The sequence below is a fragment of the Sphingomonas melonis genome (assembly GCF_013409985.1).
GTDB classification, from domain to species: domain Bacteria; phylum Pseudomonadota; class Alphaproteobacteria; order Sphingomonadales; family Sphingomonadaceae; genus Sphingomonas; species Sphingomonas melonis_A.
In genome coordinates this window covers 1266666-1291630 of sequence record NZ_JACCBY010000001.1, presented here as the reverse complement: position 1 = coordinate 1291630, position 24965 = coordinate 1266666, and the positions used below count along the sequence as shown (strand labels likewise).

General features: G+C 68.2%; 26 protein-coding genes. 20 read left to right on the top strand and 6 right to left on the bottom strand.

Features of this window, described 5'->3' with window-relative positions:
- Positions 1–83 precede the first annotated feature (83 nt).
- From HD841_RS06195 to HD841_RS06180, 4 genes are all read left to right on the top strand, one after another.
- The gene (locus HD841_RS06195; RefSeq protein ID WP_179507932.1) at positions 84–818 is read left to right on the top strand and encodes a DUF448 domain-containing protein; all 735 of its coding nucleotides are present in this window, start codon (positions 84–86) and stop codon (positions 816–818) included.
- The gene (gene infB / locus HD841_RS06190; RefSeq protein WP_179507931.1) at positions 815–3676 is read left to right on the top strand and encodes a translation initiation factor IF-2; all 2862 of its coding nucleotides are present in this window, start codon (positions 815–817) and stop codon (positions 3674–3676) included. Before HD841_RS06195 ends, infB begins: the two co-directional genes overlap by 4 nt.
- Positions 3677–3883: 207 nt before the next feature.
- Positions 3884–4270, top strand: a complete 387-nt coding sequence (rbfA, locus tag HD841_RS06185) for a 30S ribosome-binding factor RbfA (protein ID WP_179507930.1) — start codon at positions 3884–3886, stop codon at positions 4268–4270.
- A gap of 11 nt (positions 4271–4281) precedes the next feature.
- Positions 4282–4707: a hypothetical protein gene (locus tag HD841_RS06180; RefSeq protein ID WP_179507929.1), complete on the top strand. Its 426-nt coding sequence runs from the start codon at positions 4282–4284 to the stop codon at positions 4705–4707.
- Here HD841_RS06180 and HD841_RS06175 read toward each other — a convergent pair whose 3' ends face one another.
- Positions 4708–5025 carry a hypothetical protein gene (locus HD841_RS06175; protein WP_179507928.1) on the bottom strand — a complete coding sequence of 106 codons (318 nt, stop codon included), beginning with the start codon at positions 5023–5025 and terminating at the stop codon, positions 4708–4710. It abuts the gene before it with no gap.
- Here HD841_RS06175 and HD841_RS06170 point away from each other — a divergent pair.
- From HD841_RS06170 to pnp, 5 genes are all read left to right on the top strand, one after another.
- Positions 5018–5626, top strand: coding sequence for a thymidine kinase (locus HD841_RS06170; protein WP_179507927.1), 609 nt, complete (start codon positions 5018–5020; stop codon positions 5624–5626). The two genes, HD841_RS06175 and HD841_RS06170, sit on opposite strands and share 8 nt — an antisense overlap.
- A 228-nt stretch (positions 5627–5854) precedes the next feature.
- The gene (locus HD841_RS06165; RefSeq protein ID WP_179508125.1) at positions 5855–6544 is read left to right on the top strand and encodes a site-2 protease family protein; all 690 of its coding nucleotides are present in this window, start codon (positions 5855–5857) and stop codon (positions 6542–6544) included.
- 10 nt (positions 6545–6554) lie between these two features.
- Positions 6555–7553: a tRNA pseudouridine(55) synthase TruB gene (truB, locus tag HD841_RS06160; RefSeq protein ID WP_179507926.1), complete on the top strand. Its 999-nt coding sequence runs from the start codon at positions 6555–6557 to the stop codon at positions 7551–7553.
- A gap of 19 nt (positions 7554–7572) precedes the next feature.
- Positions 7573–7842, top strand: a complete 270-nt coding sequence (rpsO, locus tag HD841_RS06155; protein ID WP_179507925.1) for a 30S ribosomal protein S15 — start codon at positions 7573–7575, stop codon at positions 7840–7842.
- A 211-nt stretch (positions 7843–8053) separates the two neighbouring features.
- The gene (gene pnp, locus HD841_RS06150) at positions 8054–10447 is read left to right on the top strand and encodes a polyribonucleotide nucleotidyltransferase (RefSeq protein WP_179507924.1); all 2394 of its coding nucleotides are present in this window, start codon (positions 8054–8056) and stop codon (positions 10445–10447) included.
- A 180-nt stretch (positions 10448–10627) separates the two neighbouring features.
- Here pnp and HD841_RS06145 read toward each other — a convergent pair whose 3' ends face one another.
- Positions 10628–11014, bottom strand: a complete 387-nt coding sequence (locus HD841_RS06145; RefSeq protein ID WP_179507923.1) for a response regulator — start codon at positions 11012–11014, stop codon at positions 10628–10630.
- A 98-nt stretch (positions 11015–11112) separates the two neighbouring features.
- Between HD841_RS06145 and HD841_RS06140 the strand changes: the two genes are divergently transcribed.
- The 3 genes from HD841_RS06140 (at position 11113) to HD841_RS06130 (ending at position 13121) form a co-directional block, all read left to right on the top strand.
- Positions 11113–11868 (top strand): Crp/Fnr family transcriptional regulator, encoded by a 756-nt coding sequence (locus HD841_RS06140; protein WP_218845370.1) that lies wholly within the window; start codon positions 11113–11115, stop codon positions 11866–11868.
- The gene (locus HD841_RS06135) at positions 11855–12826 is read left to right on the top strand and encodes a sensor histidine kinase (RefSeq protein WP_179507921.1); all 972 of its coding nucleotides are present in this window, start codon (positions 11855–11857) and stop codon (positions 12824–12826) included. Before HD841_RS06140 ends, HD841_RS06135 begins: the two co-directional genes overlap by 14 nt.
- Positions 12827–12941: 115 nt before the next feature.
- A complete protein-coding gene (locus HD841_RS06130; protein ID WP_179507920.1) occupies positions 12942–13121 on the top strand; it encodes a hypothetical protein in 180 nt (59 codons plus the stop codon).
- A gap of 39 nt (positions 13122–13160) precedes the next feature.
- Here HD841_RS06130 and HD841_RS06125 read toward each other — a convergent pair whose 3' ends face one another.
- Positions 13161–14018: a fumarylacetoacetate hydrolase family protein gene (locus tag HD841_RS06125; protein ID WP_179507919.1), complete on the bottom strand. Its 858-nt coding sequence runs from the start codon at positions 14016–14018 to the stop codon at positions 13161–13163.
- 183 nt (positions 14019–14201) lie between these two features.
- Between HD841_RS06125 and HD841_RS06120 the strand changes: the two genes are divergently transcribed.
- From HD841_RS06120 to HD841_RS06095, 6 genes are all read left to right on the top strand, one after another.
- Entirely contained in the window at positions 14202–14960 is a 759-nt protein-coding gene (locus HD841_RS06120; protein ID WP_179507918.1) for a (Fe-S)-binding protein, read from the top strand.
- The gene (locus HD841_RS06115) at positions 14957–16348 is read left to right on the top strand and encodes a lactate utilization protein B (protein WP_179507917.1); all 1392 of its coding nucleotides are present in this window, start codon (positions 14957–14959) and stop codon (positions 16346–16348) included. The genes HD841_RS06120 and HD841_RS06115 overlap by 4 nt, the downstream gene beginning before the upstream one ends.
- Positions 16345–16953, top strand: coding sequence for a LutC/YkgG family protein (locus tag HD841_RS06110; protein WP_179507916.1), 609 nt, complete (start codon positions 16345–16347; stop codon positions 16951–16953). Before HD841_RS06115 ends, HD841_RS06110 begins: the two co-directional genes overlap by 4 nt.
- 125 nt (positions 16954–17078) lie before the next feature.
- On the top strand, positions 17079–18179 hold the full coding sequence (locus tag HD841_RS06105; protein WP_179507915.1) for an AI-2E family transporter: 1101 nt from the start codon (positions 17079–17081) through the stop codon (positions 18177–18179).
- Positions 18180–18308: 129 nt separating this feature from the next.
- Positions 18309–19004, top strand: coding sequence for a response regulator transcription factor CtrA (gene ctrA, locus HD841_RS06100; RefSeq protein ID WP_038663154.1), 696 nt, complete (start codon positions 18309–18311; stop codon positions 19002–19004).
- Positions 19005–19213: 209 nt separating this feature from the next.
- Entirely contained in the window at positions 19214–19384 is a 171-nt protein-coding gene (locus HD841_RS06095) for a hypothetical protein (protein WP_179507914.1), read from the top strand.
- A gap of 32 nt (positions 19385–19416) precedes the next feature.
- Here HD841_RS06095 and HD841_RS06090 read toward each other — a convergent pair whose 3' ends face one another.
- Positions 19417–21051, bottom strand: coding sequence for an amidohydrolase (locus HD841_RS06090; protein WP_179508124.1), 1635 nt, complete (start codon positions 21049–21051; stop codon positions 19417–19419).
- Between the two features lie 107 nt (positions 21052–21158).
- On the opposite strand from HD841_RS06090, the gene HD841_RS06085 reads away from it, so the two are divergent.
- Positions 21159–22397, top strand: a complete 1239-nt coding sequence (locus HD841_RS06085) for a threonine ammonia-lyase (protein ID WP_179507913.1) — start codon at positions 21159–21161, stop codon at positions 22395–22397.
- A gap of 292 nt (positions 22398–22689) precedes the next feature.
- On the opposite strand, the gene HD841_RS06080 is transcribed toward HD841_RS06085, so the two are convergent.
- Positions 22690–22935, bottom strand: a complete 246-nt coding sequence (locus HD841_RS06080) for a hypothetical protein (protein ID WP_179507912.1) — start codon at positions 22933–22935, stop codon at positions 22690–22692.
- A 221-nt stretch (positions 22936–23156) separates the two neighbouring features.
- Here HD841_RS06080 and HD841_RS06075 point away from each other — a divergent pair, with 221 nt between their 5' ends.
- Positions 23157–23948 carry an arginyltransferase gene (locus HD841_RS06075; protein ID WP_179507911.1) on the top strand — a complete coding sequence of 264 codons (792 nt, stop codon included), beginning with the start codon at positions 23157–23159 and terminating at the stop codon, positions 23946–23948.
- A 21-nt stretch (positions 23949–23969) separates the two neighbouring features.
- Here HD841_RS06075 and HD841_RS06070 read toward each other — a convergent pair whose 3' ends face one another.
- Positions 23970–24932 carry a cell wall hydrolase gene (locus tag HD841_RS06070; RefSeq protein WP_179507910.1) on the bottom strand — a complete coding sequence of 321 codons (963 nt, stop codon included), beginning with the start codon at positions 24930–24932 and terminating at the stop codon, positions 23970–23972.
- Positions 24933–24965 lie beyond the last annotated feature (33 nt).

The following is a 24965-nucleotide window of genomic DNA, read 5'->3' as shown; positions in this document are numbered from 1 at the left end:
GCCCAGTGGACCCCGGAACTAGTCCGGGGTGACGGAGCGTGTCGGACTGCCGTTTCCAATCCCACCTCCGCGGGAGGCGGTGCATGACCGATCCTGTCCGCAAGTGCATCCTCACCCAGGACCGCGACAATCGCGATCATCTGATCCGGCTGGCGATCGCGCCCGACGGGCAGGTATTGCCCGACGTTCGCGCCAAGGCGCCGGGTCGCGGTGCGTGGATCGGCGTCACTCGCGCGGAACTCGAAGAGGCGATCGCCAGGAAGAAGCTGCGCGGCGCACTCGCCCGTGCCTTCAAGGGCGCCGACCTGGTCATCCCCGACGATCTGCCCGCGCGGATCGCCACCGCGCTCGAACGCAATGCGCTCGACCGGCTCGGCCTCGAATCGCGTTCGGGCACCTTGCTGACCGGCTCGGAGAAGATCGAGGCCGCGGCGCGCGCGGGCCAGCTTCATGCGCTATATCATGCGGCGGATGCCGGCGCCGACGGCAACCGCAAGCTCGACCAGGCGTGGCGGATCGGCTCGGACCGCGAGGGATCGCCGTTGAGGGGCTTGGTTTTGCCGATGCCCCGCCCCATATTGTCGTTGGCGCTGGGCCGCGAGAATGTGGTACACATCGGCCTGACCGACCGCGCTGCCGCCGCGCGGGTGAGCGATGCGCTCGACCGCTGGCTGCATTTTATCGGACCTGAACCCACTTCCGTGCCTTGCGAAACGGCCTCGCAAGGCGCATCGGCGCCCGGACTTTCCCCTGTACTTCCAGGGGATGCATCCGACGGGCTGCGACCGGCCGTAGACGTGAACGAGGAATTTGAGTGAGCGACACCGACAACGATAAGCCGAAACTTGGCATGCGCGCGCCCCTGGGGCTGAAGCGCACGGTCGAGACCGGCCAGGTGAAGCAAAGCTTCAGCCACGGCCGGTCCAATACGGTGATCGTGGAAACGAAGAAGCGGCGCGTTCTCGGCCGTCCGGGTGAGGCACAGGCCGCACCCGAACCGCAGGTCGAGGCGCCCGTCGCCGCGCCTGCCCCGGTGCCGACCCCGGCACCGGCCCCTGCCCCGCGCCCGGCGCCGTCGAACGAGACGCCGCAGGAGCGTCAGGCCCGGATGCTGCGCGAAGCCGAGGACCAGCGCATGCAGGCGCTGGAAGAGGCGCGTCGCCGCGAGGAAGCGGCGCGTGCCCAGGCCGCCGAGGACGAGCGCGCCCGCGCCGCCGAAAAGGCGGCTGCGGCGGCCGCTCCGGCACCCGCGCCCGCTCCGGCCCCCGAGCCGACGCCGGAACCGGCGCCTGCACCTGCGCCTGCGCCGGTCGCAGCGCCGGTGGCGCCGCCCGTCGTGCCGACTCCCGCCGGCCGCGGCTTCCGCCCGGTCGAGCGCGTCGTGCCGCCGGCAGCCGCGCCGGCTCCGGCTCCGGTCGAAGCGCCCGCCCCGGTCGCGGCACCGACGCCGGCGCCTGCGCCCGCTCCGGTCGTGGCCGCTCCGGCTCCGGCCCCGACGCCCGCTTCGGCCCCTGCGCCGGCGCCCGCGCCGATCGTCGGGTTCACCCGCGATCCGTCGCTGCCTGCGCCGCGCCGCTTCTCGCCGGTCGCGCGTCCCGAAATCCCCAAGCCGCAGCCCAAGCCGGCGCCGGCCCCCGCGCCCGCTCCGGCTCCTGCCGCAGCGACCGCGTCGGGTGCAGGCAATGCCGGTGGCGCCGCCTCGCGCAACCTGCCTTCGGGTCAGGCGACGCCGCGCAACGCGCCGCCGAGCCGGCCGACGCAGCGCGATCGCAAGGGCGACGAGCGTCGCGGCGGCAAGCTGACCGTCAACCGCGCGCTCGGCGACGATGGTGCGCGCTCGCGCAGCCTCGCCGCGCTCAAGCGGGCGCGTGAGAAGGAAAAGCGTCACTTCGGCGGCCCGCGCGAGCAGCAGGCCAAGCAGATCCGCGACGTGCAGGTTCCCGAGGCGATCACCGTCCAGGAACTCGCCAACCGTATGGCGGAAAAGGGCGCGGATCTAGTCAAGACGCTGTTCAAGATGGGCATGCCCGTCACGATGACGCAGACGATCGATCAGGACACCGCCGAGCTGCTGGTGACCGAGTTCGGCCACAACATCGTCCGCGTCAGCGACAGCGACATCGATCTGGCGCTCGACACGGTCGAGGATGCGCCGGAGTCGCTCAAGCCGCGTCCCCCGGTCGTCACGATCATGGGTCACGTCGACCACGGCAAGACGAGCCTGCTCGATGCCCTGCGCGGCACCGACGTGGTGCGCGGCGAGGCCGGTGGCATCACCCAGCATATCGGCGCCTATCAGGTCACGCTGAAGGACAAGTCGAAGGTCACCTTCCTCGACACGCCGGGCCACGAGGCGTTCACGCAGATGCGTGCGCGTGGCGCGGACGTCACCGACATCGTGGTGCTGGTGGTCGCGGCCGACGACGGGCTGATGCCGCAGACGATCGAGGCGATCAACCACACCAAGGCGGCCGGCGTGCCGATGATCGTGGCGATCAACAAGATCGACAAGTACGAGGCCAATGCCCAGCGCGTGCGCGAGCGTCTGCTCGAACATGAGGTGGTGGTCGAGGAAATGGGCGGCGACGTCCAGGACGTCGAGGTCTCGGCGCTCAAGAAGACCGGGCTCGACACGCTGATCGAGAAGATCCAGCTTCAGGCGGAACTGCTCGAACTGCGCGCCAACCCCGACCGTCCCGCCGAGGGCACGGTAATCGAGGCGAAGCTCGACAAGGGCCGCGGCCCGGTCGCGACGATCCTCGTCAACCGCGGCACGCTGCGGGTCGGCGACGTCTTCGTCATCGGCGCGGAGAGCGGCAAGGTCCGTGCGCTGGTCGACGACAAGGGTCGTCAGGTCAAGGAAGCGGGTCCGGCGATGCCGGTCGAGGTGCTCGGCATCTCGGGCGTGCCGTCGGCGGGCGATCCGCTGCAGGTGGTCGAGAACGAGGCGCGTGCCCGCGAGGTCGCCGAATATCGCCAGAGCGTGCTGACGCAGAAGCGCACCACGACGGCGCCGGCGAGCCTCGAGAGCATGTTCTCGGCGCTCAAGGCGAATGCCGCGATCGAATATCCGCTGGTGGTCAAGGCCGATACCCAGGGTACGGTCGAGGCGATCGTCGCGTCGATCAACAAGATCTCGACCGATCTCATCAAGGCGCGCGTGCTGCATTCGGGCGTCGGTGGCATCACCGAGAGCGACGTGACGCTGGCGGGTGCGAGCGGTGCGCCGATCATCGGCTTCAACGTTCGCGCCAATGCCAAGGCGCGCGAGATCGCCGATCGGCAGAAGGTGGCGTTGAAATATTACGACGTCATCTACGACCTGATCGACGAGATCCGGGCGGGCATGGCCGGCGAGCTCGGGCCGGAAGCGTTCGAGACCGTGGTCGGCCGCGCGGAAATTCGCGATGTCTTCTCGGCGGGCAAGCACGGCAAGGCCGCCGGTCTGCTCGTGGTCGATGGCGTCATCCGCAAGGCGCTCAAGGCGCGCATCACGCGCAACGACGTCATCATCTACCAGGGTGAAATCGCGTCGCTGCGTCGCTTCAAGGACGATGTCGCCGAAGTGCGCGCCGGTCTGGAATGCGGCGTGACGTTCACGCAGAACTTCGTCGACATCAAGCCGGGCGACTTCCTCGAGACGTTCGAAGTCGAGATGCGCGAACGGACGTTGTGATCCACTCTCCCTCTCCCCGGCGGGAGAGGGAGGGAGCCGGCAAAGCCGGCGGAAGGGTGAGGGCAGGTGATGTGGTAGATGCTGCCCTCACCCTCCCGCTCGGCTGCGCCGAGCGGGGCCCTCCAGCATCAGGGGAACAGCGCCCCGTGCTGTTCAGTCCATGCTGGGAGCATGGACGACCTGATGCTCCGTCGGGATAGGGAAAAGATGAACAAAGACCCCCAGGAAAAATCGGTCCGCACGCTGCGCGTCGGCGAACAGGTGCGCCACGTGCTGTCGGAGATCCTCCAGCGCGGCGACGTGCATGACGAGACGCTGGCCAAGCATATGGTTTCGATCACCGAGGTGCGCATGTCCCCCGACCTGCGCCACGCGACCGTGTTCGTGAAGCCGCTGCTCGGCCGCGACGAGGAGAAGGTGCTCAAAGCGCTGCGCACCAACACCGCCTATCTCCAGCGCGAGGTCGCGCATCGCATCCAGACCAAATATGCCGCCAAGCTCAAGTTCCTGAGCGACGAGAGCTTCGACGAGGGCAGCCATATCGACGCGCTGCTCCGCAAGCCCGAGGTGGCGCGCGATCTGGGCGAGGATTGACGCTTTGCGCCATGACGATCCAGATCAGCAACGCCTCTCCGCTTCCGCTGACGATATGGATCGAGCCATGGTGTGACGAGCTGACGCTGCCCTCCCGATCGGTGTTGTCGCTCGCGGTTGGAGAAGGGCCTCGCGACGGCTTTCCCGACATTGAAGTCATCGATGACAGGCTCGTCGTCTGGGCGACGGCCGCCGGTACTTTGATCGTGGCCATCGACGGGGTCGAACAAGATACCGGCAGCCGGACGATCGCTTTGCCCGCGGCGCTTTTGGAGATGCCGGTAAAGACCTTCGTCAACACTGTCTTTGGTGGCGCCCCGCTCGCTCGCGCGGCCGGAGCACCGCCAAGCGCTCGTTCACACCGGCGATTGGTTGGCTGGTGGCGCTGGGCGAAATCGCTCCTTCCACCGGGGATCCGCTTCCAGCGGCGGCGGTGATCAATCGTCGCGGTCGGCGTCGGTCTGGGTCATCAACTTGGCGATGGCAGCATCGGCCGTCGCGTCGGCGGCGATCCATGGTGGCGCATATCGCCAGAATACGCTGGCCGTAACGTCGTCACCGGACGGACCGGTCTCCATCAGCCACGTTATCCGTGTCGTACCATCCAGCGGCGCATCGGCTCTCGCGACCGCCCACCAGCGCCCTTGCGAATAAACGCCCTGATAGCGGTCCTCGACGACCATAATCGGGTATAACTCGGGCGGCACGTCGCTAGACATACGGATCGTCCTGCGGTCTGAGGCGCTGATGGCCAAGCTCTATTTCTACTACGCCTCGATGAACGCGGGGAAGTCGACCAACCTGTTGCAGGCGGACTTCAACTATCGCGAGCGGGGGATGAACACGATGCTGTTCACCGCGGCGGTGGACGATCGCTTCGCCGCGGGAACGATCACCAGCCGCATCGGGCTCGAAGCGCCGGCGACGCCGTTCGATGCCGCCACCGATCTCGCCGCCTGCGTCGCCGAGCGCCAGGCGCATGAGCCGCTCGCCTGCGTCCTCGTCGACGAGGCGCAGTTCCTCTCCGCCAGGCAGGTCGCGCAGCTGGCGCGCGTCTGCGACGTGCTCGACGTGCCGGTGCTCGCCTACGGGTTACGCACCGATTTCCAGGGGCGGTTGTTCGAAGGGTCGGCGCGACTGCTCGCGATCGCGGATGCGCTGATCGAGATCAAATCGGTGTGCGTGTGTGGGCGCAAGGCGATCATGAACCTGCGCGTCGACGCGCAAGGTCGCGCGATCGCCGAGGGCGCGCAGACCGAAATCGGCGGCAACGACCGCTACGTCGCGCTGTGCCGGCGGCATTTCACCGAGGCGCTCGCCCCTCCCGGTCGCCCTGAGCCTGTCGAAGGGCAGTGAGTCTCGCCGTGCTTCGACAGGCTCAGCACGCGCGGTGGAATAGGCGAGCCGCGGCATGTCGCGCTGCGTCGCCCGCATGTCAGCGAGGCGCCCGGCCCTCCCGTTTGCCCTGAGCCTGTCGAAGGGGGCAGTGAGTCCCAGCGTGCTTCGACGAACTCGGCACGAACGGTGGGGAAGGCGATCCGCTGCACTCTGGCGCAGCGCCCTGCCCCACGCCATATCCTGCTGATGAACCCCGAGAATATTGTCTACCGCACGGCCGTCTGGATCATCCCGCTGGTGATCGCGATCGTCTTCCACGAGGTCGCGCATGGCTGGATGGCGAAATGGCTCGGCGATCCCACCGCGCAGGAGCAGCGGCGGCTGAGCTTCAACCCGATCCGCCATGTCGATCCGGTCGGGACGGTGATCCTGCCGCTCGGCCTCGCCATCGCCGGCGCACCGGTGTTCGGCTGGGCCAAGCCGGTGCCTGTGATCGCACAGCGGCTGCGCAACCCGCGCTGGGGGATGGTCGCGGTGGCGCTCGCCGGGCCGGGGATGAACTTCGCGCTGGCGACGCTGGCCGCGATCGCGATCGGGGTGATCGCCGCGACGACGGGCGGCACCGCGCCGGTCGGCGTCGCCGGCTTCGTCCTCGCCAATCTGATCAACTTCCTGCTGGTCAACGTCTTCCTCGCGATCTTCAACCTGCTGCCGATGCCGCCGTTCGATGGCGGCCATGTCGTCGAGGGGCTGCTGCCGCGGCCGCTCGCCGCGCACTATGCCAAGATCGGGCGGTTCGGCTTCCTGCTGCTGATCCTCGTGCTGGTCGTGCTGCCGATGGTCTTCCCCGGCGCCGATCTGGTCGGGCGTGTCGTCGGGCCGCCGGCGCAGGCGGTGATCGGCTGGTTCCTGGCGTTGGCGTCGGCAATCGCCTAACGGCGGCGCGATGCACGGTTGGCTCATCATCGACAAACCCCTGGGGCTTGGCAGCACGCAGGTCGTCTCCGCGGTCAAGCGCGCGCTGCGGCAGGGCGGCTATGGCAAGTTCAAGGTCGGCCATGGCGGCACGCTCGATCCGCTCGCGACCGGCGTGCTGCCGGTCGCGGTGGGCGAAGCGACCAAGCTCGCCGGGCGGATGCTCGACAGCGACAAGATCTACGACTTCACGATCCGCTTCGGCGAGCAGACCGATACGCTGGATGCCGAAGGCGCGGTGATCGCGACCTCCGACGTGCGGCCGACCGCGGCGCAGGTCGAGGCGGTGCTGCCGCGGTTCACCGGGCCGATCACGCAGGTGCCGCCCGCCTATTCGGCGCTCAAGGTCGACGGCGAGCGGGCCTATGATCTTGCGCGAGCCGGGGGAGAGGTGGTGCTCGCCGGGCGGCAGGTGACAATCCACACCCTGCATTCCTCCCGTGCCAGGGAGTGCGAAGCACTGACGGAGGGGGAGGATACGGCAAAGGCAGCGTCCGGGGAGACGCCCCCTCCACCACCCGCCGGCGGCGAGCGGTCCCCCTCCCCCGCTGAAGCGGGGGAGGAATTGGCGGAACTCACCCTCACCGCGCACGTCTCGAAGGGCACCTATATCCGCAGCCTCGCGCGCGACATCGCGCTGGCGCTCGGCACGGTAGGGCACGTCACCAAGCTCCGCCGCACCAAGGCGGGGCCGTTCACCCTCGCCCCCGCGATATCGCTGGACAAATTGGCGCAAGCCGGTATGGGGCGCACCCTTGAACAGTTACTCCTGCCGTTGAGGGCGGGGCTGGACGACATCCCGGCTCTCTCCCTCTCCCCCGATCAGGCAGGAGCGCTCCGTCAGGGGCGTGTGCTGACCGGGATCGCCAAGGACGATGGCCCATATTTCGCGTGTGACGGGGATATCCCGGTCGCGCTGGTATCGGTCGAGGCCCATGAGGCCCGTGTCGTCCGCGGCTTCAACTTGTAACGATGTCGAGGACTGACACATGACCATTACCGCAGAGCGCAAGGCCGAAGTCGTCAAGGAACATGCGCGCGCCGAGGGCGACACCGGCTCGCCGGAAGTCCAGGTCGCGATCCTGTCGGAGCGCATCAAGAACCTGACCGAGCATTTCAAGGGTCACAAGAAGGACAACCATTCGCGCCGCGGGCTGCTGATGATGGTCAACAAGCGGCGCTCGCTGCTCGACTATCTCCGCAAGACCGATGGTCAGCGGTACCTCGACCTGATCGCGAAGCTCGGCCTTCGCAAGTAACGATGAGGGCGGCCTTCGGGTCGCCCTTTTCATATGTCCGTGCTACAGGCGGACATCAGAGTTTCACGAATACCGGCATGAGCCGGGTAGCGGAGACGGGCAATTCGGCCCCGATCCACGGGAGCGACAAGACGCTCCATACCGACGCGGGCCGGCTAGCCCGCGAGACAGGCCCCCCGCAGCATCTGGCTCGGGGAGTGAAGGAAAATACATGTTCAATGCCAAGAAGGTATCGATCGAGTGGGGCGGCCAGACGCTGACCCTCGAAACGGGCAAGGTTGCCCGCCAGGCCGACGGCGCGGTGATCGCGACGCTCGGCGAGACGGTCGTGCTGTGCGCCGTCACCGCGGCGAAGTCGGTGAAGGAAGGCCAGGATTTCTTCCCGCTGACCGTCCATTATCAGGAGAAGTTCTCCGCCAGCGGCCGCATCCCCGGCGGCTTCTTCAAGCGCGAGCGCGGCGCCACCGAGCGTGAGACGCTGGTCAGCCGCCTGATCGATCGTCCGATCCGCCCGCTGTTCCCCGAGGGCTTCTACAACGAGATCAACTGCATCGCGCAGGTGCTCAGCTATGACGGCGAGAACGAGCCCGATCTGCTGGCGATGATCGCCGCGTCCGCGGCCATGACCTTGTCGGGCGTGCCCTTCATGGGCCCGATCGGCGCGGCACGCGTCGGCTACAAGGACGGCGAGTATCAGCTCAACCCGTCGGACGCCGAAGTCGCCACCGGCGACCTCGACCTGATGGTCGCCGCAACGCACGACGCGGTGATGATGGTCGAATCGGAAGCCAACGAGCTGTCGGAAGACGTCATGCTCGGCGCCGTGATGTTCGCGCACCGCGCGTCGCAGGACGTCATCAAGGCGATCATCAAGCTCGCCGAACAGGCCGCCAAGGAGCCCTGGGAACTCAAGGTCCAGGACGACAGCGCAGGCGTAAAGGCCAAGCTCAAAAAGCTGATCGGCAAGGACCTGGAGGCGGCGTACAAGCTGACCGACAAGCAGGCCCGCCAGACCGCGATCAACGAGGCGCGCGCCAAGGCCCGCGACGGCATGGCCGACCTCAAGGACAGCGATCCCCAGGCCTATCTCGCCAGCCTCAAGCTGGTGAAGAAGCTGGAGGCGGACATCGTCCGCACCGCGATCCTCAAGACCGGCCGCCGCATCGACGGCCGCGACACCAAGACGGTCCGTCCGATCGAGGCGGAAGTCCACTTCCTGCCGCGCGCGCACGGTTCGGCGCTGTTCACGCGTGGCGAGACGCAGACGATCGCGACCACCACGCTCGGCACCCGCGACGCGGAGCAGATGATCGACGGGCTCGGCGGCCTGACCTATCAGAACTTCATGCTCCACTATAACTTCCCGCCCTATTCGGTCGGTGAAGTCGGCCGCTTCGGCGCGCCGGGTCGTCGTGAAGTCGGTCACGGCAAGCTGGCGTGGCGCGCGCTGCGCCCGGTGCTGCCGACCAAGGAGGAATTCCCCTACACGATCCGCGTCACCAGCGACATCACCGAGTCGAATGGCTCGTCGTCGATGGCGACGGTGTGCGGCGGTTCGCTGTCGATGATGGATGCCGGCGTGCCGCTGAAGCGCCCGGTGTCGGGCATCGCGATGGGCCTGATCCTCGAGGGCAAGGACTTCGCCGTCCTGTCGGACATCCTCGGCGACGAGGATCACCTCGGCGACATGGACTTCAAGGTGGCCGGCACCAGCGAGGGCATCACCTCGCTGCAGATGGACATCAAGATCGCCGGCATCACCGAAGAGATCATGAAGGTCGCGTTGGCACAGGCGCATGAGGGCCGCGCGCACATCCTCGGCGAAATGGCCAAGGCGCTGGGCGAGACCCGCTCGGAGCTGTCGGCGCACGCGCCGCGCATCGAGACCTTCACGATCGACAAGTCGAAGATCCGCGAAGTCATCGGCACCGGCGGCAAGGTGATCCGCGAGATCGTCGCGCAGACCGGCGCCAAGGTCGACATCGACGACGAGGGCGTCATCAAGGTCTCCTCGTCCGACCCGGCGCAGATCGAAGCCGCGATCAAGTGGATCAAGGGCCTCGTCGAGGAAGCGGAAGTCGGCAAGGTCTATGACGGCAAGGTCGTCAACCTGGTCGATTTCGGCGCCTTCGTGAACTTCATGGGTGGCAAGGACGGCCTCGTCCACGTCAGCGAGATCAAGAACGAGCGCGTCGAGAAGGTCTCCGACGTCCTCAGCGAAGGCCAGGCCGTCAAGGTCAAGGTCCTCGAGATCGATCCGCGCGGCAAGGTCCGCCTGTCGATGCGCGTCGTCGACCAGGACACCGGCGCCGAGCTGGAGGACACCCGTCCGGCACGCGAGCCGCGTGAAGGCGGCGACCGTGGTCCGCGCGGTCCGCGCAGCGGCGGCGGCGATCGTGACGGCGGTGGCCGTGACGGTGGTGGCCGTGGTCCGCGCCGTGACGGCGGCGGGCGTGACGGCGGTGGCCGTGGTCCGCGTCGCGACGGCGGCGACCGTGGTCCCCGCGGCGAGGGCGGCGATCGCGGCCCGCGCAACGGCGGCGGCAACGATGACGGCCCCGCGCCCGAGTTCGCCCCGGCGTTCCTGACCGAGACGCGCGACTGATCCTTCGGATCACGCCAGGGAAGAGGGGTTCGGCAGCGATGCCGGGCCCCTTTTTCGTTATGGCGGAGCAAGCCGCGCCGCTTGGCTGGTGATGGATGCCGCCGTCGGCCTCCCCCCCCCCACGTCACTTGCGCCGGGATGCGGGCACGAAGCGGCCACACACCGGCGCGATAAATGCGCTCAGACCTCGGTCGCCGCGCACAAGCGCTCCGCCGCTTCGCGCAGGCGTTCGGTCGACACCGGCTTTTCGCAGCGCGGCAGGGCGCGATAGGAATCGGGGATGATCGCTTCGTCATACCCGCTGGTGATCAGCACCCGCACGTCCGCGGCGAGGAGCTGGTCAATCAGCGGATAGACCAGCGTCTCGCGCAGGTTGATGTCGAGGATCGCGACGTCGAGCGGCCCCGTCGTGGCGAGCAGCCGCATCGCCTGCGGCAGGGAGGCAACCGGGCCGACGACCCGGGCACCGGCGCCGCGCAGTTCGGACGCGAGATCGTCGGCGATCATATATTCGTCCTCGACCACGAGCACGGACCGGCCTGCCAGCGGTGATGCTGCTAATGTCATTCATTTACTCCCTGTGAAAACAAGGGATAATGAATCAGTCGCGGTTGGCGTTAACATGGGTAAGCGAGGCGGATCGACAAATGCTGTCAGGTTTGTCCATGTCCTCCGCGTCGCCCGCCAACCGCCTGATCACCCGGCTGCAGCATTATGTGCTGTTCGACGACGACGAACGCGCGGCGATCGAGGCCGCCTGCGCAACCCCGCCCCTGGTCGTGCGCCAGCGCCGCGACCTGATCCGCGAGGGCGACCGGCCGCGCGGCGTGCACCTGATCGTCGACGGCTGGGCGTTCCGCTACAAGACGCTGGAGGACGGCCGGCGGCAGATCATCGCCTTCCACCTGCCCGGCGACCTGTGCGACGTGCACGGCTATATCCTGCGCGAGATGGATCATTCGGTCGGTGCGCTCACCCCGGTCCGCTATGTCGAGATCGCCCGCGACCAGATCGAGGGGCTGGCCACGCTCGGCCCCCGCGTCGCCCAGGCGTTGTGGTGGGACGCCCTCACCTCCGCGGCGATCCAGCGCGAGTGGACGGTCAACCTCGGCCAGCGCGACGCGCTCGAACGCTTGTCGCACCTGTTCTGCGAGCTGATCTTCCGCCTGCGCACCGTCGGCATGGTCGACGGCACCCGCTGCGAAATCCCGCTGACCCAGACCGATCTCGCCGAAGCGACGGGGATGACGCCGGTACACGTCAACCGGATGGTGCAGGAGCTGCGCTCGCGCAATCTGATCCGCTGGAAGGGGCGCGAGTTCGAGGCGCTTGATCTTGACGGGCTGTGCGATGTGGCGATGTTCAACCCCGCTTATCTCCACCTCGATCACGAAGGACGGCATCTGGATGCCAACGGGTAATCCTACCGCCATCGCCGCCGCCACTCCCGACCCGCTTGCTCCCGGCGGACCGATCGACTGGCACGCGACCGCCGAGGGCGTCGGCCTCGCCTTCGCCGCCGCCTGGTCGGTGCTGACCGGCCAGAATGACGCCGAATGCGCCGATGGCGGCTGGCTCGCCTGCGTCCATCCCGAAGATCATGCCGCTCTGCTCGCCGGCTGGCAGCGCGCACGGGCGACGCGGCTGTTCAGCGCCGACCTGCGCGTCCGCACCGCGGGCACCGGCGACTATCGCTGGCTGCGCATGCAGGGCGTCCCCGCCAGCGACGACACGGCCGGCTGGCGCGGCACCGCGATCGACGTGTCCGACCTGCACCAGCGGCTGATCGGCGAGCAGCGGCTGCGCGCGGCCTTGCATCACCGCATCCGCAACACGCTGGCGGTCATCCGCTCGATCGCCCGCCGCACCGCCGAGAACAGCGACACGGTCGAGGATTACCGCAGCCATTTCGACGGGCGCCTCGCCGCCTTCGCGCGGACGCAGAGCCATATCATGCGCGCCGGCGAACAGGGCGTCGATCTGGAAGGATTGCTCGCCGACGCGCTGCTCGCGCATCAGGTCGGTGGGCGCGTCGCCTATAGCGGGCCGGAGGTGGGATTGCCGCCGCGCCTCGCCGACCAGCTCGGCATCGCCTTCCACGAACTGACCGACAATGCGGTCCAGCACGGCGCACTGAGCCGCGACGAGGGCCGGCTCGACGTGCGCTGGTGGACCGCCGGCGCGGCGGGCGCCCGCCAGCTGCACATCGACTGGCACGAAGAGCTGCCCGACGGCGGCGTCGTCGCCCCCGATGGCGAGGGCTTCGGCCTCGAACTGCTCACCCGCAGCCTGCGGTACGAGGTGGATGCCGAGGTGACGCTCGACTTCGCCGATCACGGCATGCGCTGCGCGATCGTCCTGCCGCTCGACGGCGGATGATTGTCCCGCCGGCTTGATCCAATTGAATCAAGCGCCTTTAAAAAAGCGTTACAGAACAGTCCTCTGCTGCGGAGGCACTGGACAGCAGGGGACAGCTTCGAACGGGAGGCGCACCATGCAGATGTCAGCCGATATGGAATTCTATATTCGCCGGGAACGCCAGGAACGGCAGCTCGCCGACCGGGCGCGGGATACCGATGGACGCCGCGTCCATCTCGAACTCGCACGTTGCTATGCGCAACTGATCGCCGACTCGGGCGGTGCGACGGCGACGGCGAGCCCCGACCACGCGTGACCGGGCGCGGCGCACCGCGCCCCACCCGGTCCGCCGCCCTCAGGCGAGCACGGCGTCGCCCAAATGGCGCCAGGCGACGACCTGCTGGCGCTGCGTGCCGAGCTTGTCGATCGCCAGCTCCATCACGTCGCCGGCCTTGAGGTAGATCGACTGCGGCTTCTTGCCCTCGCCGACGCCCGGCGGGGTGCCGGTGATCAGCAGGTCGCCCGGCATCAGCGTGACATATTGGCTGACGTAGCTGATCAGCTGCTTGAGATCGAAGATCATCGTGCTGGTGTTGCCGGTCTGCATCCGCTCGCCGTTGACGTCGAGGTGCATCGCGAGGGCCTGCGGATCGCCGATCTCGTCGGGGGTGACCAGCCACGGGCCGACCGGGCAGAAGGTGTCGTGGCCCTTGCCCTTCGACCATTGCGTGCCGCGCTGCTTCTGGTTGAACCGCTCCGACACGTCGTTGGCGAGCACATAGCCGGCGATGCGATCGAGCGCCTCGTCCTCCGACACGTAGCGACAGGTCTTGCCGATGATCACGCCCAGCTCGACTTCCCAGTCGCTGTGGGTCGAGTCCTTCGGCAGCATGACGTCGTCGTTCGGCCCGGACAGGCTGGACAGCGCCTTCATGAACATCATCGGCTCGGTCGGGATCGGCAGGTTCGATTCGATCGCGTGATCGCGATAGTTGAGGCCGACCGCGACGATCTTGCCGATGCCCTTGACCGGCACGCCGTAGCGCGGCGTCCCCTCGACCACCGGCAGCGTCGCGGGATCGGCGGCACGCACCGCGGGGATCGCATCGACGGTGAGGTCGGCGACGACGCCGGACAGGTCGCGGATGCGACCCTGGTCGTCGACGAGGCCGGGCTTTTCCTGGCCAGGCTGGCCGAAACGGCAGAGTTTCATGAGAGCGGTTCTTTCGATCAGAGGTACCCCGCGCCGGGGCGCGGCTGAAGGCGTGCCGAAGCCGGATCAAACGAATTTGCCATGGCTTTGGCGGCCGTTACCGTACATGGGCGGCCGCGGAGGCGGAAGCCCAAGACGCCGGAACGGGGCCCCCGCCCGTCCGGCGACAGGAAAGGTGTTTCGATGACTGCCCCGCGCGTCGCGCTGTTCGTCACCTGTCTGGTCGACCTGATCCGGCCGCGGATCGGCTTTGCCGCGATCGCCGCGCTGGAGGCGGCGGGATGCGAGGTGATCGTGCCGGAGGCGCAGACCTGCTGCGGCCAGCCCGCGCTCAATTCGGGCGACCGCAGCACCGCGGAGGATCTCGCCCGCCGCGCCATCGCCGCGCTCGAACCCTATGACCATGTCGTCATCCCGTCGGGCTCCTGCGCCGCGACGGTGCGCGTCCATTATCCCGAGATCCTCGACCACGATCCCGTCTGGGCGCCGCGCGCCCGCGCGCTGGCAGCGAAGACCTACGAGATCATGGCCTATCTCGACGAGGTCCGCGGCTGGACACCCGAGGGGGTCGCCCTGCCCGCCACCGCCACCTATCATGACAGCTGCTCGGGCCTGCGCGAGCTCGGCATCAAGCGCCAGCCGCGCCGGCTGCTTGCCGCGGTCGACGGCCTCGCGCTCGCGCCGCTCTCCGGCGAGGAGACGTGCTGCGGCTTCGGCGGCACCTTCTGCGTCAAATATCCCGCCATCTCCAACGCGATCGTCGCCGAAAAGGCGACGGCGATCGCGGCGACCGGCGCCGAGCTGCTGCTCGCCGGCGATCTCGGCTGCCTGATGAACATGGCGGGCAAGCTGCACCGCGACGGCGCGCCGGTGCGCGCCTTCCACGCGATCGAGCTGATCGCCGGCATGGGCGACGGCCCGGCGATCGGCGAAGAGGCATGAGTTTCGAGTCCCGCGTCGACGCGGCGCTCGCCGACCGCACCCTCAAGCTCGCGGTCGAGCGCACCGCCGGCACCGCCGAGGCCAAGCGCAGCCTCGCGGTCGACGCCTTCCCGGACTTCGACGCCGCGCGGGATCGCGCCGCCGCGATCAAGGATCACGTCGTCGCCAACCTCGGCCATTATCTCGAAGCGTTCGAGGCGAACGCCACCGCCGCCGGCGCGCAGGTCCATTGGGCGCGCACCGCGCAGGAGGCGTGCGACATCGTCGTCGGCCTGTGCAAGGCGGCGGGCGCGAAGAGCGTCGCGCGCTCGAAATCGATGCTCGGCGAGGAGATCGGCCTGCCGCATGCACTCGCCGAGGCGGGCATCGGCCGGATCGAGACCGACCTCGCCGAACATATCATCCAGCTCAGCGGCGAGCGGCCGTCGCACATCATCTGGCCGGCGATGCACAAGACGCGCGAACAGGTCTCCGCGCTGTTCAAGGCGAGCCATCGCGCACCGCATGCGGAAGAGACGATCGCGGCGATGGCGGAAAGCGCGCGCCGTCACCTGCGCGAAGGCATGCTCGCCGCCGATGTCGGCATCTCCGGCGCCAATTTCCTCGTCGCCGATACCGGCGCGGTGTGCACCGTCACCAACGAGGGCAATGCCGAATTGTCGCTGGTGCCGCCGCGGATGCACATCGTGACCGCGGGGATCGAGAAGATCGTCCCCTCCACCGGTCATGCGGTGCACCTGCTGCGCCTGCTGTCGCGCTCGGCGACCGGCGCGCCTTTGAGCCAATACACCACCTTCTACACCGGGCCCAAGCGCGCGCCCGATCGCGACGGGCCGGAGGAGATGCACATCGTCCTGGTCGACAACGGCCGTACGACGATGCGCGAGGAGGGGCTGGCCGAGATGCTCCGCTGCATCCGCTGCGGCGCGTGCATGAACCATTGCGTCGTCTTCCGGCAGATCGGCGGCCATGCCTATGGCGGCACCTATCCGGGGCCGATGGGCGCGGTACTGACCCCTGCCTTCGACGGGCTGAAGCAGAGCCGCGACCTGCCCAACGCCTGCACGCTCAACGGCAAATGCCAGGAAGTGTGCCCGGTGCGCATCCCCCTGCCGACGCTGCTGCGCGGCTGGCGCGAGAAGAGCTGGCGCGAGGGGCTGGAGCCGGCGAGCCTGCGGTCGGGGCTCGGCACCTGGGCATGGATCGCGCGTCGCCCGCGCCTGTATCGCGCCGCCACCGCCGCGGCGCTGCGCACGATGCGGCTGATGGGGCGCAGCGGCTGGTTGAGCCGCCTGCCGCTCGCCCAGGGCTGGACGCGCTATCGCGACATGCCGCGCCCGACCGAGGACAGCTTCATGGCGCAATATCGCAGGGGCCGCCGCAGATGAGCGCGCGCGCCAATATTCTTGCGCGCCTGACCGGCACCGCCACCCCCGCCGCGATCGCCGCGGAGGCCGCCGCGCTGCTCGTCGCGCCCGAACGACCGCCGGTCGATCCGGCGGCGCTGGAGGACACGTTCCTCGCCCGCCTGGCGCTGCCGAGCGTTGCCGCGACGATCGACCGCATCGCCGACATCGCCGATCTGCCTGCGGCGATCGCCGGCTATTGCGCCGAACACGCCCTGCCCCGCACGTTCTGCGTCCCGCCCGACCCGCGGCTGTCGGCGTGCGACTGGACCGGCTTCACCCGCCACGACACGGCGGCACCCGACGAGGCGATCGCGCTCGCCATCGCCCGCGTCGGCGTCGCCGAGACGGGCAGCCTCGTGTTCGAGACCGGCCCCGCTGCGCCGATGCTGCCCAATTTCCTCGCGCTCCATCATATCGTGCTGGTGCCGAAGGTGGTGGCGCATCTCGAGGACGCGCTGCTCGACGGCGCCTATCCGCGTGCGCATTACTGGGTCACCGGCGTATCCGGCACCACCGACATCGAGGGCAGCTATGTCCGCGGCGCGCACGGCCCGCGCTTCCTGCACGTGATCCGGCTGGCCTGACCGGCGCGCTGCTGCCGTTTTGCCGAATCGTACGTTATCGCTGCCGACGTGCCGATTCGCGGCGCAGGGGAGACCGGGTACGTGACCATCGCCGCCAGCGAGCGATCCCTCGAACGGAGCGCCGCGTGAACCGTCTGGCGCCCGATACGGACGATGCCCGCTTCATCCGCCGCATCTTCTACATCCTCATCATCGCCGCGGTCGCCGCGGCCTTGTTCAAGGCGGGCAATTTGCTCATCCTCGCCTTCGGGTCGATGCTCGGCGCGATCGCGATCCACGCCATCGCCGACCTCTACCGCGACCATCTGCGCGTGCCCGAGAAGCCGTCGCTCGGCCTCGGCATCGCCACCGCCTTCGGCATCGTCGCCTTCCTCGTCTGGCTGTTCGCGGTGCAATTCCGCGAACAGGTCAACGTGCTCGTCACGCAATTGCCGAGCCTGCTCGATCAGCTCGCCGCCTGGGCGTCGCAGAGCCCGGTGGGCGCCAAGATCGTCGACGCGGTGCGCCAGGCCTATGCCGGCTCGCGCGCGGCGCAGGACGTCAGCGGGCTCGTCCAGGGCGGCGGCGAGCTGCTGCTCAACAGCCTGCTGCTGCTCGTCGGCGCGGCCTTCTTCGCCGCCGATCCCGGCATCTACCAGCGCGGCTTCCTGTTCCTGATCCCGCCGACCAAGCGCCCGGCGATCGAGGATGCGCTGTTCGACGTCGGCTCGACGCTGCGGCTGTGGCTGCGGTCGTCGCTGATCCTCATGACCAGCATGGGGGTGCTGATCGGCATCGGCCTGTGGATCTCCGGCGTCCCCTCCGCCGCAGCGCTCGGCCTGCTTGCCGGCCTGTCGGAGTTCATCCCCTATATCGGCCCCACCGCGGCGATGATCCCGGCGCTGGGACTTGCCGCGACTCAGGGGACCGGGCCGCTGATCGGCACGCTCGTCACCTATGCGCTGGTGCGGCTGATCCAGACCAACTTCATCACGCCTTATGTCCAGGCGCGCGTCATCTCGATCCCGCCGGCGATCACGGTTTTCGCGATCATCGGCATCGGCGTGATCTTCGGCATCTTCGGCCTGTTCTTCTCCGCGGCGCTGCTCGTGGTAATCTTTACGCTGGTGCGCAGCCTCTATCTGCGCGAGGTGTTGGGCGAGGATATTCCGCGCAGTCGGCATCAAACCCTGCTTGGTCCGGACCTTACGCCGACCGACCCGGATGAGGGTGCAAACAAAGATTAATCCATGTTTTCGAATCGCGTCGGGATTAAGCCCTAATTAACCTTTTGCCTTCAGATGTTCTTTGGTTAATGAATCGGGTCGAGCCGTGCAGCAGGGGTGCTCAGGGTATGGCCAGCAGGGGACGACGCGATGCGAGTGCTGTTGATCGAGGACGAGCCGACCACCGCCAAGGCAATCGAGCTGATGCTCGGGACCGAAGGCTTCAACGTCTACACGACCGATCTGGGCGAAGAGGGCCTCGATCTCGGCAAGCTGTACGATTACGACATCATCCTGCTCGATCTGAACCTGCCGGACATGCACGGCTATGACGTGCTCAAGAAGCTGCGGGTCGCACGGGTCGCGACGCCGGTGCTGATCCTGTCGGGCATCAACGAAATGGATTCGAAGGTGCGCAGCTTCGGCTTCGGCGCCGACGATTACGTCACCAAGCCCTTCCACCGCGAAGAGCTGATCGCGCGCATCCACGCCGTCGTCCGCCGGTCGAAGGGGCACAGCCAGTCGGTCATCCGCACCGGCAAGCTCGCGGTCAATCTCGACGCCAAGACGGTCGAGGTCGACGGCAGCCGCGTCCACCTGACCGGCAAGGAATATGCGATGCTGGAGCTGCTGTCGCTGCGCAAGGGCACGACGCTGACCAAGGAGATGTTCCTTAACCATCTGTACGGCGGCATGGACGAGCCCGAGCTGAAGATCATCGACGTCTTCATCTGCAAGCTGCGCAAAAAGCTCAGCCTCGCCTGCGAAGGTGAAAATTATATCGAGACGGTCTGGGGCCGCGGCTATGTGCTTCGCGAACCAGAAGAAATTGGTGCAGTCGCCTGATCTGAAACGGGCCTGCCCTCTCCGCGTACAAGAGCTGCGGCATCCCCGATGCCGCAGCTTATTTGTTGCGTGACGCCAGCCGCTGCGTCCGCCGGCGGGTGCCGTGTTCGGCCTCAACCTTGATCGAGATTAGAAAGCCTGGCTGCCCAAACGTTAACGCCCCTTTAGAGAATCGTATAATAATCAAACGTTTCCAGAGGGGACAGCCAATGCCGACCGCCATCGATACCGCGACCAACGAAGCCACGATCACCGCCAAGTACATGATCCTCGACGCCCTCGAACTGCTCGATGGCCTGCAGTCCTTTTCGGCGCAGATCGCCGCGGTGCATCTCGCCCACGCGCTGGAGATGATCGACGCCGGCGGCGCCGCACTCTGATCGACGGCTGACGCGACCGCCCCGGCGAGCGCCTATTTGCGCTCCCACGCCTTGACGCCGCCGACCCAGGTTTCCTGGACCTTGGTGGCGCGCAGGTCGGTCGGCGTGGCAAGCAGCGGGTCGCGATCGACGATGATGAAGTCGGCGCGCAGCCCCGGCGCAAGCCGGCCGATGCGATCCTCGGCAAAGCCGGCATAGGCCGCGCCGCCGGTAAAGCCCCACCACGCCTGTTCGCGGGTCACCGCCTCCTCGGGGCGCCAGCCGCCGAACGGCTGCCCGTCGGCGTCCTGACGGGTGAAGGCGGCCGCCCAGCCCGCCCAGGGATCGGGACGTTCGACCGGATAATCCGACCCGAATGCCAGCTTCGATCCGTTCTTGAGCATCGACGCCCAGGCATAGGCGCCGGTCAGCCGCTGCGCGCCCAGCCGCGCCTCTGCCATCACCCGGTCACCGGTCTCATGCGTCGGCTGCATTGAGGCGATCGTCCCGTATTTGCCGAACCGTGGCAGGTCGATGGGGTCGACGATCTGCGCATGCTCGACGCGCCAGCGCCGGTCGCCCTTGTAGGTCTGCGCCATCTCGTCGATCGCATCGAGCACCTCGGCATTGGCGCGGTCGCCGATCGCATGCACCGCGACCTGATAGCCGTCCATCGCCGCGCGGCTCATCAGATTGCGCAGCACCGTGTCGCTCATGAAGCCCGCACCCGACTGGCCGGGCGCATCGGCATAGGGCGCCTTGAGCCACGCGCCGCGCGACCCCAGCGCGCCATCGGCATACAATTTGACGCCGACCAGCTTGAGCTTGTCGTCGTACAGCCACGGCGTTGGCCCGGTACCGCCGATCTGCACCGTCGTATCGACGCCCATGCCATAGCTCATGATCCGCACGCGCAGGCCGCCGAGATCGCCGATACGGCGATAGGTCAGCCAATCCTCGATGCTGGTTCCCATATCGGCGGTAGCGGTGACGCCATAGCTGAGCAGGATGGTCTGCGCCTTGATGAAGGCGGCGTTGCGGTCCTTGCCGAGCGGCTGCGGCACCACCTTGGCGACGAGGCCCTGCGCGGCATCGACGAACACGCCCGCCGGCTGGCCCCCCGCCCCCTTCTCGATCCGCCCACCGGCGGGCGAGACGCTCTTGGCCGTGACCCCCGCCGCCTTGAGCGCGGCGCTGTTGCCCCAGCTGGCATGGCCGTCGGCCCGCGCCAGCCATACCGGCCGGTCGCCTACCGCGGCATCGAGCTCGGCCGCGGTCGGGAAGCGGCCCAGTCCCCAGGCCTCCTGGTTCCAGCCGCCGCCGATGATCCATGCCTTGTCGGGGTTGGCGCGCGCATAGGCGGCGATCTTCGCCTGCGCCTCGGCCAGGCTCTTGGTGTCCGACAGGTCGAGTTCGAGCGCGCGGAAGCCCAGTTCCATGACATGGCCGTGCGCGTCGATCATGCCGGGCAGCAGCGTCTTGCCCTTGAAGTCGACACGCCAGTCGAGCTTCTCGGGCCGCTTGTCCTTGGCGCCGAGCAATTTGCCGACGCGCCCCTCCGGCGTGACCAGCAACGCCTGGAAGCGGACGACCTTGCCGTCCTTGTCGAGCGTCAGTCCGTTGACGTTATCGACGATCCCGTCCGCCTGCGCCGCCGCGGCGGGCAGGATCGCGGCCGTCGCCCACATCATCGCCCTGACCGCGCCGCGGGCGCCCCCGTTGATTACCCATCGTGCCATAACCTCCCGCATAAGCGGTGTTCCCCCGCCGCACCAGATGGTCTAGCGGGACCGATATGGCTTCGAACCCTGCCGCAACCGCGCTGCCCGTCAGCATCGATGACGTCCGCGCCGCCCATGCCCGTATCCGCGACGCGATCGTCCGCACGCCGACGCTGATCAGCAAGACGCTGAGCGAGATGACCGGCGCGAAAGTCTATCTCAAGTTCGAGAACCTCCAGTTCACCGCCGCCTACAAGGAGCGGGGTGCGCTCAACACGCTGCTGCAATTGTCGCCGGAGGCGCGCGCCAAGGGCGTCATCGCCGCCTCGGCGGGCAATCACGCGCAGGGTCTCGCCTATCACGCCAACCGGCTCGGCATCCCCGCGACGATCGTCATGCCGCGCACCACCCCGACCGTGAAGGTGATGCAGACCGAGGGCCACAAGGCCAATGTCGTGCTGGAGGGCGAGACGTTTGACGCCGCCTATGCGCATGCCCGCGTGCTCGAGGCGCAGTGCGACTTCACCTTCGTCCATCCGTTCGACGACCCGCGCGTGATCGCGGGACAAGGCACCGCGGCCGTCGAGATGCTGGAGGACGTACCGGGGCTCGACACGCTGCTGATCCCGATCGGCGGTGGCGGCCTGATCTCGGGCACGTCGATCGTCGCGCGCGCCGCGGATCACCCGATCGAGGTGATCGGCGTTCAGGCCGAACTGTTCCCGTCGATGTACAACCGCATCCGCGGCACCGACCTGCCCTGCGCCGGCGACACGCTCGCCGAGGGCATCGCGGTCAAGGAGCCGGGCGGCATCACCGCACGGATGGTCGCCGAGCTGGTCGACGACATCGTGCTGGTCGGCGAACGCAACCTCGAAGAGGCCGTCAGCCTGCTGCTCCAGATCGAGAAGACGGTGGTCGAGGGCGCCGGCGCCGCCGGCCTCGCCGCGCTGATGGCGGCGCCCGAGCGCTTCAAGGGCCGGACCGTCGGCATCATCCTGTGCGGCGGCAATATCGACACGCGCCTGCTCGCCAACGTGCTGCTGCGCGACCTCGCCCGCTCGGGCCGGCTGGCGCGGCTGCGCGTGCGGTTGCAGGACCAGCCCGGGGCCCTGTTCAATGTCGCGCGCATCTTCGACGCACAGCGCGTCAACATCATCGAAGTCTATCACCAGCGCATCTTCACCTCGCTGCCGGCCAAGGGCCTGTTCACCGAGATCGAATGCGAAGCCCGCGACCGTGACCACCTCAACCGCCTGATCGCCGCCCTGCGCGACGGCGGCTACGAGACCAGCATGGTGGAGCAGGCGTAAAGGCGTCGATCCTCCACCGCCAATGGGAGCAGGATCACCTGGCCCCAAACGATCCGTCACCCCGGACTCGTTCCGGGGTCCACCGGGCCACACGGCAACGCTCTCCCCTCCAGCCATTCGCCTCGCCGCAAAGTGGACCCCGGAACGAGTCCGGGGTGACGGCACGCTATGGGTAGCGGGATCGCTCCAGCCATAGACGTGGCTGTACCCGGACGGGAAAAGATCACCGACCACACGAAAACGGGGGCCGCGCCATGGCGCAGCCCCCGTCTCGTTACGTCAAGCCGTCAGCTTAGTTGCTGTCGGAATCGCCGTCCTGCACGACGGCGACGACGCCGATCGCAACCACGCCCGCGACGATCAGCGCGGCGAGGAGACCGCCACCGGCCAGCTCGCTCTTCTTCGCCGACGGCGCGCTGGCGCGGACCGACTTGGCAACCGACAGCGACGCCGCCGGGTTGGCAGGAGCGGCGCTAGCAGCAACCGGAGCGGCAATCATCGCCAAGGCGGCGAGCGAACCAGCGAAAGTCTTCGACATAAACAGAACTCCAAGCGGAATGGATACCGGGAACGACCGGTTACCCACTTTGTTCCCGCAACGCAACATCGTCCTGTTTTGATGCGAACTATGGTTGCGTCAATACAATTACCCGGAAATTAACCTTTTTGGAGGCGAATGGCACTTTGCAGGGCGCCGCCATGCATTCATAGATCAGCCGCACCGCATCGCGCGTGGCACGTTCCAGGGGATTGCCGGCGGTGACTGCGCCTTTTCGTTTTCCGCGCTTTTTCGTCACGACCCCTGCGCCCTGCCCTTATCTGCCGGGGCGGCAGGAGCGCAAGGTGTTTACCGAACTGAGCGGCCCGCATGCGAGCGAGCTCAACGACGCGCTCAGCCGGATCGGCTTCCGCCGGTCGCAGGGCGTCGCCTACCGCCCGTCCTGCGCCGGCTGCACCGCCTGCGTGTCGGTGCGCATCGTCACGCAGGATTTCGCGCCGAACGCCAGCCAGCGCAAGCTGCTGCGCCGGAACAGCGATCTCGAGATCGCCGTGTGCCGCCCGTGGGCGACCGACGAGCAGTTCCAGTTGCTGCGCCGCTATCTCGCCGCCCGTCACCCCGGTGGCGGCATGGCGGGCATGGACGAGGATGATTATGCCGACATGATCGAGCATTCGCCGGTCAATTCGGTGATCATCGAATATCGCACCCGCACCACCGACGGCTCGCGCGGCGAGCTGGTCGGCGCCTGCCTGACCGATCGCCAGGTCGACGGCCTGTCGATGATCTACAGCTTCTTCGCCGCCGACGAAGAGGGTGCGGCGGCGCGGCCGGGGCTCGGCAACGTCATCATCATGGACCATATCTCGCGCGCCCGCGATTCGGGCCTGCCCTATGTCTATCTCGGCTATTGGGTGAAGGGGTCGGCGCGGATGGCGTACAAGACGCGCTATCGTCCGCTCGAACTGCTCGGGCCGAATGGCTGGCGGCTGATCACCGACGAGGATGTCGCTCCCGCGCCGGCGCGCGAACCCGCGCTCGACGCCGCCTGACCGCCACACAGGTCAGGCCGATCAGCCCGGATCGGTTTCCTCGCCGATCGTCGCGCCGTCGGTGACGAAGCGCTGCGGTGCGACGCTGCCGAGATGGACGCGGACGCCCGCGGTCACCGCGATCCGCGGCGCGGCCGCCGGCACGGACACGCCGGCCGGCGGATCGGGGCGGACGATCGCCGCGACCTGCCCGCGATGGACGGTCACGCCGCCATCCTCGCCGCTGTCGCGATAGAGCGTTGCGTCCTGCTCGCCGGTCATCGCCACATCGGGTTGCAGCGGCATCGGCTCGACGCCGGCATAAGCGGCGCGGAAGCTCAGCGCGCCCTCCATCGCCCCGCGCCAGCGATAGAAGATATGCGCGCCGACCGCGCCGATCCGGGCGAGGCTCGACGCCCACCACGGCAGGATCGCATTGGTGTGATAGAAGGTCGCGGCGCCGACCGGGGCGTAGACGCTGCCCGCCAGCGCCGCCTCGGCGACGTCGCGGGCGCGCTGCCAGGCGGCGGGATCGCGCCGATAGGCCATCGATCCGTCGCAGGTGAACGAGAATTGGCATCCGGTGCGCCGCTGCGAGCCCTGGAACACCACGCCGCAGACGCTGTGCGGAAAGGCGCGGTCGCGCACGCGATTGAGCACCACCTGCGCGACGGCGCGCTGGCCGTCGAGCGGCTCCGACCGCGCCTCGTAATAGACCGCGGCGGTCAGGCAGTCGGCGGCGCGGGCCGCATCGTCCTGCGTCTGCGCCTGGGCGAGGAAGGCGGGCGCTGCCGCGACGAACGCCGGCGCCGCATCGTCGGCGAGCGAGGCGCGCAAGGTCGCGGGCAAGCCTTCGAGCCCCGGCGTATCGAGCGCCAGCGCGTGCAGCAACTGGCGCGGGCTCGCGGCGGGTTCCGCCTGGGCGCCGGTCGTCGCGGCATGGCGCGGCGGCACGCATGACGATCCCGCGAGCAATGCCAGCCCCAGGACCCCCCGTCCGATCATCGAGATGCGCGCTGGCCTCACCCGGCCGGCCGT